At 65.6% G+C, this 15,110-nt stretch carries 11 protein-coding genes; 6 read left to right on the top strand and 5 right to left on the bottom strand.

The genetic code is table 11. The features are described 5' to 3' along the window. Positions 1–1,190: 1,190 nt before the first annotated feature. Positions 1,191–1,991, bottom strand: a complete 801-nt coding sequence (locus tag VD972_RS41715) for an alpha/beta hydrolase (protein WP_324994997.1) — start codon at positions 1,989–1,991, stop codon at positions 1,191–1,193. 283 nt (positions 1,992–2,274) lie between these two features. Next, positions 2,275–3,225, bottom strand: a complete 951-nt coding sequence (locus tag VD972_RS41720) for a hypothetical protein (RefSeq protein WP_324994999.1) — start codon at positions 3,223–3,225, stop codon at positions 2,275–2,277. Between the two features lie 413 nt (positions 3,226–3,638). Between VD972_RS41720 and VD972_RS41725 the strand changes: the two genes are divergently transcribed. Beyond that, on the top strand, positions 3,639–4,601 hold the full coding sequence (locus VD972_RS41725) for an ABC transporter permease (protein ID WP_324995001.1): 963 nt from the start codon (positions 3,639–3,641) through the stop codon (positions 4,599–4,601). On the opposite strand, the gene VD972_RS41730 is transcribed toward VD972_RS41725, so the two are convergent. Further along, complete coding sequence (locus VD972_RS41730) at positions 4,588–4,947, bottom strand: hypothetical protein (protein ID WP_324995003.1); 360 nt, start codon at positions 4,945–4,947, stop codon at positions 4,588–4,590. The genes VD972_RS41725 and VD972_RS41730 overlap by 14 nt on opposite strands. A 378-nt stretch (positions 4,948–5,325) precedes the next feature. Between VD972_RS41730 and VD972_RS41735 the strand changes: the two genes are divergently transcribed. The 4 genes from VD972_RS41735 to VD972_RS41750 all read left to right on the top strand — a co-directional run bounded on the left by VD972_RS41735 (position 5,326) and on the right by VD972_RS41750 (position 12,997). Beyond that, the gene (locus VD972_RS41735) at positions 5,326–6,255 is read left to right on the top strand and encodes a hypothetical protein (protein ID WP_324995005.1); all 930 of its coding nucleotides are present in this window, start codon (positions 5,326–5,328) and stop codon (positions 6,253–6,255) included. A gap of 62 nt (positions 6,256–6,317) precedes the next feature. After that, positions 6,318–10,640 (top strand): hypothetical protein, encoded by a 4,323-nt coding sequence (locus tag VD972_RS41740; protein ID WP_324995007.1) that lies wholly within the window; start codon positions 6,318–6,320, stop codon positions 10,638–10,640. 72 nt (positions 10,641–10,712) lie between these two features. Beyond that, positions 10,713–12,023 (top strand): radical SAM protein, encoded by a 1,311-nt coding sequence (locus VD972_RS41745; protein ID WP_324995009.1) that lies wholly within the window; start codon positions 10,713–10,715, stop codon positions 12,021–12,023. Further along, positions 12,020–12,997 (top strand): hypothetical protein, encoded by a 978-nt coding sequence (locus tag VD972_RS41750; RefSeq protein WP_324995010.1) that lies wholly within the window; start codon positions 12,020–12,022, stop codon positions 12,995–12,997. Before VD972_RS41745 ends, VD972_RS41750 begins: the two co-directional genes overlap by 4 nt. A gap of 10 nt (positions 12,998–13,007) precedes the next feature. On the opposite strand, the gene VD972_RS41755 is transcribed toward VD972_RS41750, so the two are convergent. Continuing rightward, positions 13,008–13,589, bottom strand: coding sequence for a TetR/AcrR family transcriptional regulator (locus VD972_RS41755; protein ID WP_324995012.1), 582 nt, complete (start codon positions 13,587–13,589; stop codon positions 13,008–13,010). A gap of 172 nt (positions 13,590–13,761) precedes the next feature. Beyond that, positions 13,762–14,025, bottom strand: coding sequence for a hypothetical protein (locus VD972_RS41760; protein WP_324995014.1), 264 nt, complete (start codon positions 14,023–14,025; stop codon positions 13,762–13,764). Between the two features lie 241 nt (positions 14,026–14,266). Here VD972_RS41760 and VD972_RS41765 point away from each other — a divergent pair. After that, on the top strand, positions 14,267–15,110 hold an 844-nt coding region (locus tag VD972_RS41765), incomplete at its 3' end, for a C39 family peptidase (RefSeq protein ID WP_324995016.1).

Below are 15,110 nucleotides of genomic sequence, written 5' to 3' on the forward strand. Positions count from 1 at the left end.
CCGTAGCGGTGAGGCCCACCATCAGGGAAGCGAGCGCGAACGGTGGGGCGAAAGGTCGGAGCAAGGCGGGGGAACCTCCCAGGTAGGTTCCCAGAGTAACAGACGCGCGAAGGCGCGCGCGGTGAAGTCAGGCGACCACGACGCGCGGGGCGACCCCGTCCGTGCCCAGTCGCGAGCCGTTCGCGCAGCGCGCCGTGCTCCTTCTCGAGTTCATTACATCGGTCCGAACTACCCGAACAGCACCACGCTCATCCCCAACACCCTGACGCTAGTGGTCCAGGCCGAGTTCGCCCTTGCTGGCAACTCAGGTGTCCTACCGGAAGCATCCGTAAATAGCAGGACCCGTGGCCTGCGTATCGCATTCTCCGAAAACATCCGCCTGTCCTTGGAGTTGAACGGTGCAATAGCCCAGGGTGCCAACTGGGCTGTGCATCAGGAGCATGATTTTCTCTCCAGCATCGCACCTGCACCGCGCTCCAGGCTCTGCTAAACACTTTCCAACATACGCACCACTCAGCGTCGTAGGACCAGGCGTCCCTTGTATCCCCTGGGTTCCTGTGTCGCCTTTGGGTCCCTGAGGCCCTATAGCTCCCGTGTCGCCCTTGTCTCCCTTCAGGCCCACCAACCCGGTTTCCCCCCTGTCTCCCTTCAGACCCCGCGGCCCCGGAGGACCTACCTCGCCCTTGTCGCCTTTGGGCCCCTGCGGCCCATCTGACCCTCCAGAACAACCCAAGAGGAGGGAAGACACGACGACGAACAGGGACACCCCCTTGAAATGCATTTTCAGCCTCGCTTGAACAGTAGCTCTCAAACTGAGAGAGCCGCGAAGCTAAAGTAAAGACATGGGGCAGAGCGATACCACCATGGTTACCCTGCAAATAGTAGGGCGCGACTCCGCCGCCCAAGTATGAGTGCGACAACGAGGCCCCATCTCCGGTGAAGGCAGACGGGGCCTCGTGTTTCTGGCGTGCTCTCGCGTACTCCCTTGGTGGTATCGCCCTGAAACTCTGGGAAGCAGCCTGTGGGTGAGAGTCCCGACCGAATAAGGCCGAGGCCGCCGACCGGAAGCGAGTCTTGCGCGGCCACCCGCGAGGGTGGACGTGAAGCGTAGACAGCGGGCAACTGGGCCGTGGGAGCTCGCGGGCGACGAGGGGGTGGGCCTCTGCCCAGGCCCGGCGATCGCCGGAGGCTCAACGTCTGGCGAATGCGGCCAAGTGCGACGCGAGCTGCTGGGGCTCTTCGAGCATGGCCCAGTGGCCCAGTTCGGCAAAGTGATGGACCTCGCCGCCGAAGCGGTCCGCCGTGGCCTTGGGGATATACGTGTCCCGATCCCCCCACAGCACCTGGTGGGGAAGGGTCTCGAGAGCCTTCAGCAGCCGCACGTCCCAGCCCACGAGCCGCTTCGAATCCAGGTACCGGTAGTACCTGAGCACCATCTTGCGCGTCTTGCTTCCGTAGCTCGCGAACGCGCGCTCCGCGTAGTCACGGGGGAGCTTGGGGGATGCCTTGGTCATCTCGTTCACGAACAGTGCACGAAAGGCGATGAGCATCGCGAGGTCCCCCAGGACCGGCGTCCGCCAGACCCTTCCCCAGAAATGCCATCGATAGTCCGGAAAGAAGTTCGTGTTCAGGATCGTCAGCTTCGAGATCAACTCCGGATACATGGCCGTGAACGCCAGCCCGTACGTGCCGCCAACGTCATGGACGACCAGGTGCGGCCGTTGCAGCCCGAGCGCGGCGATGAGCTCTCGGACCCACTCGCTCTGTTTCTCCAGCTTGAGGTCCCCCTGCGGCTCTGATGCGCCATATCCGGGCAGATCCGGAGCGAAGCACGCGAACTCCTGCTTGAGCAGCGCGACGACGCCACTCCACGCGTCGTGGGTATCCGGGTTCCCGTGAAGGAAGAGGATGGGCCTCCCCTGCCCGGCCTCCGCGACGAAAGTGTCGATGCCCAGGCAGCTCACACGGCGTGTACGGTCGAAAGGGGTCAATGGGCTCTCCAGCGGCATGACCTCTACAGTAACGGAACTCCCCCAAGCGTGGGCAGGGTCGAGGCCACAAAAGGCGGAAGCGAAGAAGGAGCGGACGCCGCGAGGGCACCCCTCGTCCACGGGTTCAAGTCCCGTACTCCTCGCCAATAGAGGGGCCTGGAATCGAGAGGGAAACCTCATCAAGAACAGCATGGACTGAAGCCCCGGGCATCGAGGTGGATCCCCTCGCCGCCACGCAGCGGCACGCCCCCTCTACTGGAGGGGGCGCGGCTCGCATCGGAAATCAGAGTTCCGCGTCGTAGTGGAACTCCTGCACGTAGTTGTCAGGCGCACTGGACTTGAGGTTGTACAACGCCGCCCCGGACTCGAACGGCGGCTGGATCTGTAGCTCCAGCTTGCCTTCCTCACTGCCCGCGGCCGCCATCGCGTTCCAGTTGATGCCCAGTTGGAAGGCACCGGCATTGTTGTTCTCGTTGCTCTCGGCGACGTACCCATCCATGTCGGCGAACAGCACGATGTTGTAGGTGCCTGTGGCGATGTACGGAGAGAACGTAATGCCCGTGGGAGGCAGCGACCAAGTCCCGGCCCCGCTGCCGATACTGACCGCGCCGATGAAGGAGAGCAGCTGGTAGTTGGCATCGGCCAGGTAGATCCCCACCCTCGACCCGGAACTCGTCGGGCACCGTGTCGTCACATCGAACGAGATGTTGGTGGTGCCTCCAGGCCGGATCGCAGCCGGGCTGATCGTTCCACTCGAGAAGTAGAGATCGGGCTGCTTGGTGGTGCCCATCAGCGTCGGCCCATTCTTGTAGCCGGTCCAATCCAGCTCAGCCAGGATGTACCAGGTCTGCGGCGCACAGGCGGCGGAGATGCTCTCCAGTAGCGCCACCGTATTCGCTGGCATGTTCCACCGGGAGACGTACAGCGACTGATTCCCCGAGGGCGGGTAATACGGCCCCCACCCGCTGCCGCTCAGATGGATCTGCCACCCCGCCAGGGTCGCGACGCCGGTGCTCCCGTTGGGACTCGCCGAGATATAGAACCTCAGCTCGGCGGAGGCCGCGCCGACGCCCCACTTACTCCCTCCCAACGAGTAGTTGATCGTAAAGCCAGCCAGAGGATCCGTGATCGTGCTGGGCACGGTGAGGTTGTACACCGAAGCCTGGGCCGAGGCGGAGCCTGCGACGAGCAGTGACAGCATGAAGAAGAAGGTGACAGGCATTCTCAGTTTCATGATTCCTCGCTCTGGTGAGCTATCTGCGTTGTGTTCGTTCACAGCAGAGGAGCTGCCCTGAGCCGGCCAGTTCCCCCCCATGGCCTAGAGCCAGCGAGGGAAAAAATGATGCAGAGAATCTGCGGGCCGCGACTCAGGCCTGCTGAATCCACGCCCCTGCAGTGACCTGGAGCACCCGGGCGCCTCTGGTTCTGTCTCCAGAATGTCTCCAAAACGGGAGGGGACTCCGGGCGACAGGCGGGATTGGCGGGGACAGGCCCGTGGACTCGAAGTGCCCGGATTCACTCGGGATTGCTCGAAAATGGAAGCGAAGAGGCATGAGGAGCGCGGCCTGAGCCCCGAGGCCGCGCGCGCGCTGGCCGCGCGCGCGTTCAGACGGGTCGAGCGCTACAAGGACGAGGTGCGCGACGTGCGTGGAATTGGGCACGGCGTCCTGGGCGAACTACCTGGAATGGAAGGAGCAGGTGAAGGGCTTCTCGGGGCTCGCGGCCTACACGCTCCAGAGCAAGAACCTGAGCGGCACCGAGGGTGCGGAGCGGCTGGAGGCCGTCGCCGTGACGGCCAACCTCTTCGACGTGCTCGGAGTGCACCCGCGGCTCGGCCGAGGCTTCCTGCCCGAAGAAGACGCTCGCAACGCGGCGCCGGTGGTGGTCCTTCGCGAGGGACTGTGGCAGCGGCGCTTCGGCGCGAACCCATCCATCCTGGGTCAGACGGTGACGCTCGATGGCCAGCCCTACACCGTCATCGGCGTGATGCCCGAGACGGCCCGCTTCCCGGCAGGCTCCCAGACCGACATCTTCATCCCGCTCGTCCAGCCCGCGGACGTCAACACCCAGCGGGGCTATCACTTCCTGTCCGTGGTGGGGCGGCTGAGCGAGGGCGTGGCGCTCGAGACCGCCCACAACGAGCTGCGCCAGGTGGCTCGGCGCCTCGAGGAGGCCTACCCCACCATGGAGGAGGTCATCGGAGGCTCGGTGGCGGAGCGGCGGTTGAACCTGCTGTTGCTCGGCACGTTCGCGCTGATCGCCCTGATGCTCGCCACCGCGGGGCTCTACGGCGTCATCTCCTACCTGGTCGCCCAGCGCACGCGGGAGATCGGCATCCGGGTGGCGCTCGGCGCGCGGACCCGGGATGTGGTGTGGCTCGTGATGCGCCAGGGCGGACGGCTCACGGCGGTGGGCATCGCAGTGGGGATTGTGGGAGCGCTCGGGCTCTCCCGGGTCATGGAGAGCCTGCTCTATGGGGTGAGCGCCCGCGATCCGCTCACCCTGGCAGCGCTCGCGGCCTTCCTGGGGTGCGTCGCGCTCGTGGCCACCTGGCTGCCCGCCCGGCGCGCCGCACGCGTCGACCCCGTCATCGCCATCAAGAGCGAGTGAGCTTGCGCCACGTCCGACAGGCCGGAGAGCAGGGCCCCCTTCCCCACGCCCCTGCCTCCAGCCGGCGCCGACGCCCCAGGGCCAGCACCGCGGGCGTCACCAGCGCCCAGAACTGCCACGGAGGGAACTGGAACATGAACGAGGTCCAGAACGAGAACGTCGGATCCTTGAGCTGATAGAAGACGTACGTCTGCGTCGTGGCGACCAGCCCTGGGATGGACCAGAGCGGGAACAGGGGCCCCCAGCGGCGCATCAGCCGCCGCGCACGCTCGCCTCCCACCGACGCCGCAGGACGGGGCTCGGCCTGGAGCGGGAGCGCGTGACTCAGAGAAGGGTGCGAATCCACGGGGAGTCATTCTAGAGCTTCCTGGGGCCCGCCCCGCCACCGTGCAGCCAGCGGGCCCCGGGTTGCAGCCAACGGGCCAAGCCCCCGCGTCCCTGCTGAACGCGATCGCTTCCGTTTCAAACGCGCCCCGTCCGCAGGCGCGAGCACGAACCTGCGGTTTCTGCACTCCCATGCTGCGGATCCTGCAGTCCGGCGGCGACTTCCGCAGCCCGCGCGAGCGCAGCCGCCCGAGAGGGCCACCGCGAGCACCGGAAATGAAGAACTCCCATGATGCGCCAGCACCCTGGCATGCGCCTTGCTCAGGTGTCCGTGGGCTGACAGAGGCCGCTGAGACCTTGAATCCAGACATCAAACCTCGGTGAAGAGAAGAGTGACCCCATGAAGACCTTGGTCCCGTTTGCCCAGTTGCTGGCGATGAAGCCTCCTGTAGAGGTCTTGCAACACATCATGCAGTGGTACGCGAAAGAGACGGGCTACGAGGCTGCCGCCACATTCTGGGATGATATGGTCAAGGCATATACGGAGGAGGAGGCGACGTACTCCGCCGGGGCCACCTGTGACCTCGCGGCGATGTGCATGATGGTGGTCGCCGCAGGCGTCAAACGGGTCGAAGCGATGAAGGGCCAGCTCCGGGAGATCAAGAAAGACAAACCGAAGGGACTGGTGTTCGAGGACAAGAAGAATGGCGATCGCGTCTATTTCTACAAGAGCCAGGACGACGCCGACAACTTCGAGAAGCTGCTCACGGAGTGGGGCAAGCTGCAGGGAAGCGGGGTCGTCCAATTCAAGTTCAAAGTGAAGGGCGACTGGCACACCTTCGTGATCGAGCGGGCGCAGGAGAAGAAAGACGAGCCCAAGTTTTATGTCTACCAGGCCTACCAGAACGTCTATCGCCTGGCGGATTTCCTGGGCGAGGGCTCCATTGCCGCCCAGGAGAAGCACATGAAGGTGGTGTGGAAGGAGCTGTCGGCGGGGGACAAGAAAGCACACAAGGACGACGAGAAAGGCTTCATCAAAGACAATCTTGAAAGGATCGAGCAGACGGTGAGGCACCTGGGCGGTATGACCCCGCTCGATATGTCAACTCTAAAGGAGTATGTGATCGGCCCACTCTCGACGCTGCTGAGTGGAGGGCTCCGCGGCAAGGAATATGTCCTCATGACGGCCTCTCACGCGAAGGACAAGTTCCTCAGCACGGACTTCATGGCAGTGCTCATGTGCAACACGGTCTCGCCCGATCAGTTCAAACAGAACTACGAGGACCTCCGCGCGACCAAAGGCCTGACCATGTATCCGGAGTGCGAATAGGTATCAGCCGGGCAGCCGATCCGTTGCAGACACAACCAGCCGTCTGACGAGCAGGTGTCACCATGGACTTCACAGCGCTCCAACGTTCCCTCACCCCCGCCGGAAACACCGTCACGATCTCGACCGACACACTGCCTCGGCCGTTCTCGGACTTCCTCGAGAGCTACTATTTCAAGCAGGGTCGGCAGATTGTCATCAGCAACGCCCAGGTGAGCGCGGACTCCCAGCGCGCCGTGATCACTGTCACCGGGCGCGCGAACTTCCTGAGCGCGGCCAACCTGTCGGTGACGGCGGCCTTCTCGCTGGATCCGGCGGGCAACGTCCAGGCCGTGCTCCGGTACACGCTGCTCGACATGAGCAACGCGGCGAGCGGCTGGAAGTTCTCGAACCTCCTCTCTGAGCTGCCCAAGGAGATGAGCCCCAAAGCCCGCGCCCGCGCCGCGTTGACCGGGATGACCTCGCTGCAGGCTCGCCGGGCCGGCCGTATCCCCGCCGACGAGCCGCCCATGCTCGACAAGCTGTCCTTCCTCACCGCCTCCGTCCTGGTCACGACCGGCGCCCATACCGACACCGACACCCAGGTCCACTTCGATGGCGGTGGCATCCACTTCCTCGGCCAGCTGCGACCCGCGAGCCTGATCGGCGCGCTCGGCGCCGCGATGGAGCCCCTGCGCACGGTCACCGTCTTCGGGCAGATCTCCGTGCTCAAGGACCCGACCCAGCTCGTGCTGCCTGACCTCATGCGCGACCCGTCCGCGCTGACGGTCTACCCGTGGGAGCTCCAGCCCACCCTGCCCGGCGTCCACTTGCAGGCCGCCCTCGGGCTGAACACCCAGCTGGGAAAGCTCGAGCTGCGAGACACCGCGCTGCGCATCTTCAGCCCCCTGTCGGAGGATCTGCTGTCCGATGAGGATCCGCTCCGGCCACTCGTTGCGGTCACCGGCCGCTTCAGCATCCCCAGCGCGAACATCGAGGTTGACGCGATTGTCCGCATGCCGCAGGAGAGCGCGACAGCCGTTGGCAAGGCGGACGTGCTGATCGAGACCCGATGCCACGGGCTGTCGATTGGGAACCTGGCCCACATGGTCGACCTCGTCGGCTCCGACGACTCGAGCTCCGCGCTGCCCAAGTCCCTGGCGCGCGTCATCCAGGGCTTGGAGAAGCTCGAGCTCACGGACGTGGCGCTGAAGGTGTCGGCCGGCGCCACCGGGATAAACCTCTCCTGGGCGAGCTTCACGATCGGCGCGCCGGGCTGTCGCTGGGACGTGTGGAAGGACGCTCTCGGGGTCGAGAAACTCGGGCTCCGGATCAGCGTCACCCACCCGCTCGGAGTCGGCGGGAGTCGATCGACCGACGTGACCATCTGGGGGACGGCCCTCATCGAGGGCGTGCCCATCCAGATCCTCGCCTCCACGGACGGTGACGAGTTCACCCTGACCGGCACACTGATGAGCCAGCAGACCCTCCCGCTGGCGGGCCTGATGAAGACGTGGACGCCCATGCTGCCGGTCCCCGCGAACCTGACGATCAACCGGCTCCAGGTCTCGATCCGGGCGGGCAAGTCATTCCGGCTGAGCGGCGCGCTGGCCCAGGAGCCAGAGCCCTGGAAGATCCGCGTCGGGCCGGGCCAGCTGGAGATCAAGAACGTCCTGTTCGATCTCACGGTGCCGACGTCCGGAGATCCCACGGGCAGCTTCCGCGGCGACATCGCCTTCGGCAAGGACGTGACGCTGTCGATGGCCTACACGCTCCCCGGCGCCTTCGTGATCCGCGCCGTGTGCGACAAGGTGTCGCTCCGCAGCCTGGCCTCCACCCTGAGCAACCAGAAGCTCTGGCTCCCCAATGGGTTCGACATCACCTTGCTGGACTCGAGCATCCTGATCTCCGGGAGCGGAGGCCCCCAGAGCTCGCTGGTCTTCCAGCTCGCCACCCAGATCTCCGGGCTGGGCAACTTCGCCTTCGAGGCCCGCGAGCTCAGCACGGGCACGTGGGGATTCGCCGCGGGCATGGATCTCGGCGCGAGCAAGTCGTCTGCACTGCCCGGCCTGTCAGGGCTGGGCGCGTTCGAGCGCATGCTCAACCTGCGGAAGCTCATGCTCGTCGTCGCGACCTACGACAATGCCCAGTTCCAGTTCCCCGACATGGCGCAGTTCCAGAACCCGCGGCTCGCTTCGGGGAAGGTCTCCCTCCCAGGGCAGGGCGGACTGGTCGCCGGGCTCAACCTGTTCGCGGAGTGGAGCCCGGACAGCTCGGACAAGACCCAGAACATGCTGGCGAAGCTGCTCGGGACTGGCTCGAGCGTGGGCGTCACGCTGCAAGTCTCCGAGAAGGAGACCCGGCTGTTCTTCCGGTACGACGCCAGGATCATGGGCTACCCCATGTTCGGCGTGTGTGGCGTGATGGCGAGCGGCGCCTTGGGCGCGGCTCCGCAGGTGAGCTGGTTCCTGAGCGGCACCATGACGGTGAAGATCCAGGGTCAGCCTCAGACCTTCGACGTGACGATGGTCTTCACGCCCAGCGGCATGCTCCTTGCGGGCACCATGAAGGGCTCGACGGCCGTCGACTGCGGGCCTCTCAAGCTGAGCAACCTGGCCCTCGAGATCGGGGTCAACTGGGGCGGCATCCCCAGCCTTGGCATCGCCGCGACGATCGACGTCAAGAGCTTCGAGTCGTCGCTGGCGGTGTTCTTCGACTCGACCAACCCCTCGCGCAGCCTGGTGGCCGGCTCCATCAGCAGCCTCACGGCCAAGGACGTGATGGACACGCTCGTGGGTGGCAACCTCAAGACGCCGATCGACGACGTGCTCACGGGGATCGCCATCAAGGGCACGCACGAGTTCACACTCCCGGGCTCAGGCGCGAACGACCTCACCGATGAGCTCGATGGCCTGGACTTCGACAAGGTGGCCGCCGCGTTCGCGGCCGCGAAGGTCTCCATCCCCTCGTCGTCGTCGCAGCTGCTCCTGGTGGTGAACAAGAAGGGTGCGGTGTGGCACCTCACCGACCTCACCAAGATGCGCCACTACGAGCTGAAGAAGAGCGGCGGCACCATCAAAGCCTCGATCGCACCGCAGTTCTACTTCGCGCCGCAGCAGACCTCCATCGGCACCCTCGTGTTCCCGCAGGCGTACTACCTGAATGCGGCCATCTCGTTTGCCGGCTTCGACGCTACGGCCACCGTCGACATCTCGCAGAGCAAGGGGTTCTCCGTCGACGCGCAGATGGACAAGATCGTGATCCTGGACGAGAAGCTGTTCTCGATCGCGGCGCTGCAGGGCGGCGGCGGGCCAAAGATGTCGATCTCGACGTTCACCCAGAACGACAACCCGGTGGAGAAGTTCCGGCCTCCGCACATCTACATCAATGGCAGCCTGACGATGATGGGCGTCAAGCAGGGCATCTTCGCCAGCGTCTCGGTGCAGGGGATCGACTTCGAGCTCGTCGGGCAGCTCGTGCCGGGTGTGAAGTTCGATCTGGACGCACGCTTCGGCAAGGCGGGCCTCGGCGCCAGCGGCAAGGTCAAGGTGGGTGTCGGCACCGTCGACCTGGGCCCGCTCGGCAAGGCGAAGATCAACACCGATCTCGAGGTCGAGGTGGACCTCGAGATCGACTCCAACCTGGCCAAGGAGGTGAGCCTCACTCCGGGCAAGTCCTACGCAGGGGGGTCGACGCTGGTCTCGAACGAGATCGCCAAGCTCGTCTTCCAGGGCGACGGCAACCTGGTGCTCTACAAGATGAACGGTGCGAACGAGCAGGCCGCGTGGGCCTCCAACACCGTCGGCCGGGGTGGCAGCCAGGTGGCATTCCAGGGCGACGGGAACCTCGTGATCTACACCAGCGCGGGCAAGCCGGTCTGGGCCACCGGAAGCAACGCTCAGGGTAACCGGCTCGTCCTTCACAGCGACGGCAACGTCGTCATCTACGAGGGCTCGGGTGGCGTGAAGTGGAGCTCCGGCACCGGCGGTGTCGGGGGCGGGGCCAGCATCGAGCTGGAGTCCAGCTTCACCTTCGCGGGCCAGCACGTCGATCTCGGCAAGTTCAGACTCGAGGCGAAGGCCGACACGTTCACGAAGCTCCCCGAGACCCTGGCGAAGAAGGTCGAGGAGGCGCTGCGCGAGGTGTTCAAGGACATGAACAAGTGGGCCAACGCCGTCAGCAGCGGCGTCATGGACGGCGTCAACGACACCGCCAAGGTCTTCAAGGACGTCTACGGCAAGAGCGAGAAGGAAGCCAAGGAGCTTGCCAACAGCATGAACAAGAGCATGAACCAGGCGACCAAGGCTGTCGAGAACACGGCCAAAGACGTCGGCAAGAGCGCCGAGAAGACAGCTAAGAGCGCCGGGAAGGCCACCAAGAAGGCGATCAAGAAAGCGAAGTTCTGGTAACGGACGCCCTGCTACGTCCACCTGACGTGGCAGGTGGTTGGCGGGGAGGGCTTTACGGACCATGCTGGTGACATGAAGGAGCCCCTCTTTCACGTCACCATTCTCTCGAACCTCGCGCGGGCCTTCGACAAATACTCGCTGCGCTACTCGAAGGCCCTCATCCCCGAGAGCACCTTCCCCGACCGCTTCTTCCTCCTGCGGCAGGAGGAGCTCGACATCGGGATCCGCAAGGCCACGAGCCTGCTGGAGCGGCTGGCACTCGAGGGAGACCGGCTCATCGTGCTCGAGACTCGCGTGCCCTCAGAAGAGCTGCTGCCCAACGAGCGCACAGGGCTCGGCCGCTTCATCTCCCGGCCGGAGATCCGGCTCACCGCGGTGCACGCGCTGGAGCCGGATGGCTCGCTCACACGCTGGGAGCTGGAGACGGCCTATGCGTGCTCGCTCCGCGTTCTCCATCCCACCTTGATGCCCTACGGCGCGCTGCGCCCCCGCTCCATCTCCTTCCTCCCCATTGCGCGCGGCTGCCAGGCCGACTGTGCGTTCTGCTTCTCCGAGGCCTCCATCTCGAGCGAGCAGGCGCAGGGGGCCCTCTCGATGGAGCTCGTGAAGTCCACCCTGGATCTGGCGGTCGCGCGGGGGGCCGAGCGCGCCGTGATCACCGGCGGTGGCGAGCCTGGGCTCCTTCCTCTCCCGCGACTCCTCGAGCTGGTGCGCTCCTGCGCCGAGCGCTTTCCGCGGAAGGTCGTGCTCATCTCCAACGGTGTCTTCCTCTCGCGCCTGGAGGACGACGCGCGGGGCAAGGCCATCGCGCGGCTCGAGGAGGCCGGGCTGAGGGTCCTCTCCCTGTCCCGGCACCACTCCGAGCCCACGCGGAACGCGGCCCTCATGCGGCTGGACACCGGCACCGAGCGAGTCCTCGAGAGCTTCCGGACCGGGCACTTCCGCTCCCTGCGCCCGCGTCTGATCGCCGTGCTCCAGCGAGGGGGCCTCGACTCCCCAGAGGCGTTCGCGGCCTACCTCGAGTGGGCCTCCGATCAAGGAGTGGAGGAGGTGACATGGAAGGAGCTCTACGTCTCCACCTCGGAAGAGTCCGTGTATCACTCCCGCCCGTCCAACCTCTGGAGCCGCGAGCACCAGGTGCCGCTCGCCCTGGCCACGGACTGGCTCCAGGAGCAAAGGTGGACGCGGCTGGACGCGCTGCCCTGGGGCTCGCCTGTGTACGAGGGAGAGGTGCGGGGACGGAGGATGCGTGTGGCCGCCTATACCGAGCCGAGCCTGTTCTGGGAGCGGACCCACGGCCTGGCTCGAAGCTGGAACGTGCTCGCCGATGGCGCCTGCTACGCATCGCTCGAGGACCGCCACAGTCGGCTGGAGCTGGCATGAACTTCGAGGCCTACAAGCGCTTCTGTCGCGAGCTGCTGGCGAGCGAGCAGGGCTCTCGGCTGGTGAGGCTCGACTGCATGAATCCACCCAAGGCCCTGGCCGCCCTCGCACCCGCCCTCCCGGAGGAACCGCCTGTGCGCGACGCTCGAGAGCTCGAGCGCGCGTGGCGCGAGGCCTTCGTCCTGCCTGACACAACGTCCGGTTCCGACGAGCGACTCCTGTTCGGGCGCGGCGTGCGTGATCTGCTGCGCGCCCTGTTCCAGAACTTCGCTCGCGAGGGCCGAGTGCTGCACGCGCCTTCGGATGTCTACCCCGTCTATCACGCACTCGCGGCAAGCGCGGGGCTGCCTGTCCATCCCTTCCCCACCTGCCCGATACCGGAGCTCCCGGCACAGGCTCCCGAGGCCTCGCCAGAGGTGCTGCTCATTCCCGAGCCCCTCGTGCCTCTCGGCCGCTTCCTCTCGGATGTGGAGGTGCAAGGGCTGGAGGCATGGCTCGGAGCGGATCCACGACGGCTCGTGGTGCTCGATGCCGTGTACACCTTCGCGCCTCGCTTCAGCGGGGGGACGGAGCGCCTGCTTCGGACTGGCCAGGCACTGTTGGTGCACTCGCTCGCCAAGGGACACCTCACTCCTGACCTTGCCGGCTTCGCCCTGGTTCCCGGCGCGGTCGCACGCAAAGTGGAGGGAGCCGAGCTTCCCCCGTTGGAGCCCTCCGCCCTGCGACAGGCCTGCTTCCTGCTGGAGCGGCATCCGGATCTCCCCTCGCGTGTTCAGGCGCGCTTTGACGAGCAGTGGAGCCGTGTCCGCGAGGCGCTGGGACCGCTGCCGTTCGACATCCCACGGACCGGGTACTTCACCACGAGCGAGCATGGCTTCGAGGAGCTGCTCGCGCGCGGCTGGCTGGCTGTGCCCGGATCGGTGTTCGGCCCGTTGGAATCGCGCTGGAGCGTGGTGACCTGCCTGCTTGGGTAGGTCTGCTGCCTCAAGGGCCACGCATGGCTGCACGTCCCAGGGCGCGGCAGGCCTCGAGGATCTCGTCGGAGAGGGAGGTGCCCTTGAGGGCCCGCGCCAGGCTCAGTCCCCCGAACAGCAAGGCGATGACGCCCAGCGCCTGCTGCCTCCGCAGGCCCTTGCCTCCCGGGAGCGTACCCAACCCCTCGGCCCACGCGCCCAGCTCCTCGGCGAGAGCGTCGCGCGCTTGCGGAGAGGCGTAGGCGTGGGCGGCCTCACCCACGACCGCCGGTAGGGGACAACCCTCCGCCGGGTTGTCGCGGTGTCTGCGAGACAGGTACCTGCGAAGGAGCACCTCCAGCGCCTCGGAGCCGGAGGACTGCACGACTGTCAGCAGCTGGCTCCACCGCTCCCGCAGAGCCTGGCGCAGGCAGACTCCCACCAGCGCCTCCTTCGAGTCGAAGTGCGCATAGAAGCCGCCCACGGTCAGGCCCGCCCCCTTCATGACCTCTGACACGCTGGCCCCCGAGATGCCGCGCCCGCGCAACAGACGTATGGCCGAGTCCAGGATGTCCTGGCGCGTGCGCTCCTTCTGCTCATCCCGAATACCCATGGCTCCTCTTCATGTCTCAATACGTGAGACTTTTCGTATGATGGTCACAATCTGTATTATGGTATTAATATTATGTCCATCATGCCGATTTTCAAGTGAAAACCGACGCAATTGGGTTGCATCAGTGCCCACCTCCTCCTGTAAACTTGACGCCCTAGCCTCACCTCCCTTCTCACGAGGTACTCCCCATGGGTGTCGGATCCACCAGCAGCTCGAGCTCCAGCTCCAGCCGAAGCTCCTCCTCCTCATCGTCGTCCTCCTCCTCCTCCTCATCGTCGTCCTCCTCCTCCTCCGATCGCAGCTCGAGCTCCTCGCGAAGCAGCAGCTCACCGAGCGGCTCTGAGTCGTCGCGCACATCTGAAAGCAAGGCGGACAAGAACCCGTCCTCCAGCAGCAGCAAGACGGCGAGCAGCAAGTCCTCGAGCAAGGCGGACAAGAACCCGTCCTCCAGCAGCAAGACGGCCAACAGCAAGGACAAGGGCCAGAAGAACGCGGCCTCTGCCAGTCAGACTCCTGCCCAAGCGAACCTCTACCGCAGCAGCTTCCAGGCCTCTGCTCCCGCGACCCCCAAGCTCAAGAACGAGGCCAAGGATCTTCAGGCCAAGAACCCGCAGGACATGCTTCGCGCTCCCGACGTCACTCTCCAGAATGTCGGGTCGTTTCTTGATCCCACGCCCATGGCTCAGCAGCAGCCCACGCTGCAAGCCCTCAAGAACGACAAGCTCCAGGACCTCCAGCCAGTTCTTCAGTCCACGCCCCTCGGTCCTCCGAGCTCGTTCATCAAGACGGCTCCGGCCAAGCCCGTGGAGTTCGTCCAGGACGGCCGCACCTTCGACGTCAGCAACGGCTACCCGGTCTTTGCTCAGGGCTCGGGGATGCCCTGGGCGCAGGACAAGATGGGCGTCAGCGGTGACAAGCTCAGCGGTTATGGCTGCGCCATCACGGCCGTTGCCATGGGGGTCAGCGGCATCACCGGGCAGACCGTCACCCCGGGCGAGATGAACACGTTCATGAACGGGATCGATGGCTACAACGGCAATGGCGCCATCGACAGGTGGGATCAGATGGGGAAGGTGGCCGGTTCCGACGTCCAGGTGAAGCGCGAGGAATGGGGGACGTTCAAGGCGGACCAGATCGACCAGGAGCTGGCCCAAGGCCGCCCGGTGGTCGTCCAGGTCGATTACAAGCGCGATACGCAGGGCGATCACTGGATCCTCGTCACGGGCAAGACGGCCGATGGCACGTACATGGCGAACGATCCCGCTGGCGGCAGGGCCATCACGATGCACCGGAACGCCGACGGCCAGCTCGTGTCGGACGCCCCTCCTCCCGGCTACGACAGGCCGTACGTCACGACGGGTAACGCCACGACCTTCGACCGCGGAGCACCCGCTGGCCAGGCCGGCACCACCACTCCCCAGGTGAAGGAGGCGCCCATCCCGATGCCGCCCCTGGATCGCTCGAAGTCCCAGCAGGCGCCCATCCCGATGCCGCCCCTGGATCGCTCGAAGTCCCAGCAGG

Source organism: Hyalangium sp. (genome assembly GCF_035629615.1).
Classification (GTDB): Bacteria; Myxococcota; Myxococcia; order Myxococcales; family Myxococcaceae; genus Hyalangium.

Excerpts from the sequence above, each read along its gene's own strand:
- VD972_RS41720 (WP_324994999.1), bottom strand. The coding sequence starts at position 3,225 with ATGAAACTGAGAATGCCTGTCACCTTCTTCTTCATGCTGTCACTGCTC.
- VD972_RS41735 (WP_324995005.1), top strand. The coding sequence starts at position 5,326 with ATGAAGACCTTGGTCCCGTTTGCCCAGTTGCTGGCGATGAAGCCTCCT.
- VD972_RS41740 (WP_324995007.1), top strand. The coding sequence starts at position 6,318 with ATGGACTTCACAGCGCTCCAACGTTCCCTCACCCCCGCCGGAAACACC.
- VD972_RS41745 (WP_324995009.1), top strand. The coding sequence starts at position 10,713 with ATGAAGGAGCCCCTCTTTCACGTCACCATTCTCTCGAACCTCGCGCGG.
- VD972_RS41750 (WP_324995010.1), top strand. The coding sequence starts at position 12,020 with ATGAACTTCGAGGCCTACAAGCGCTTCTGTCGCGAGCTGCTGGCGAGC.
- VD972_RS41755 (WP_324995012.1), bottom strand. The coding sequence starts at position 13,589 with ATGGGTATTCGGGATGAGCAGAAGGAGCGCACGCGCCAGGACATCCTG.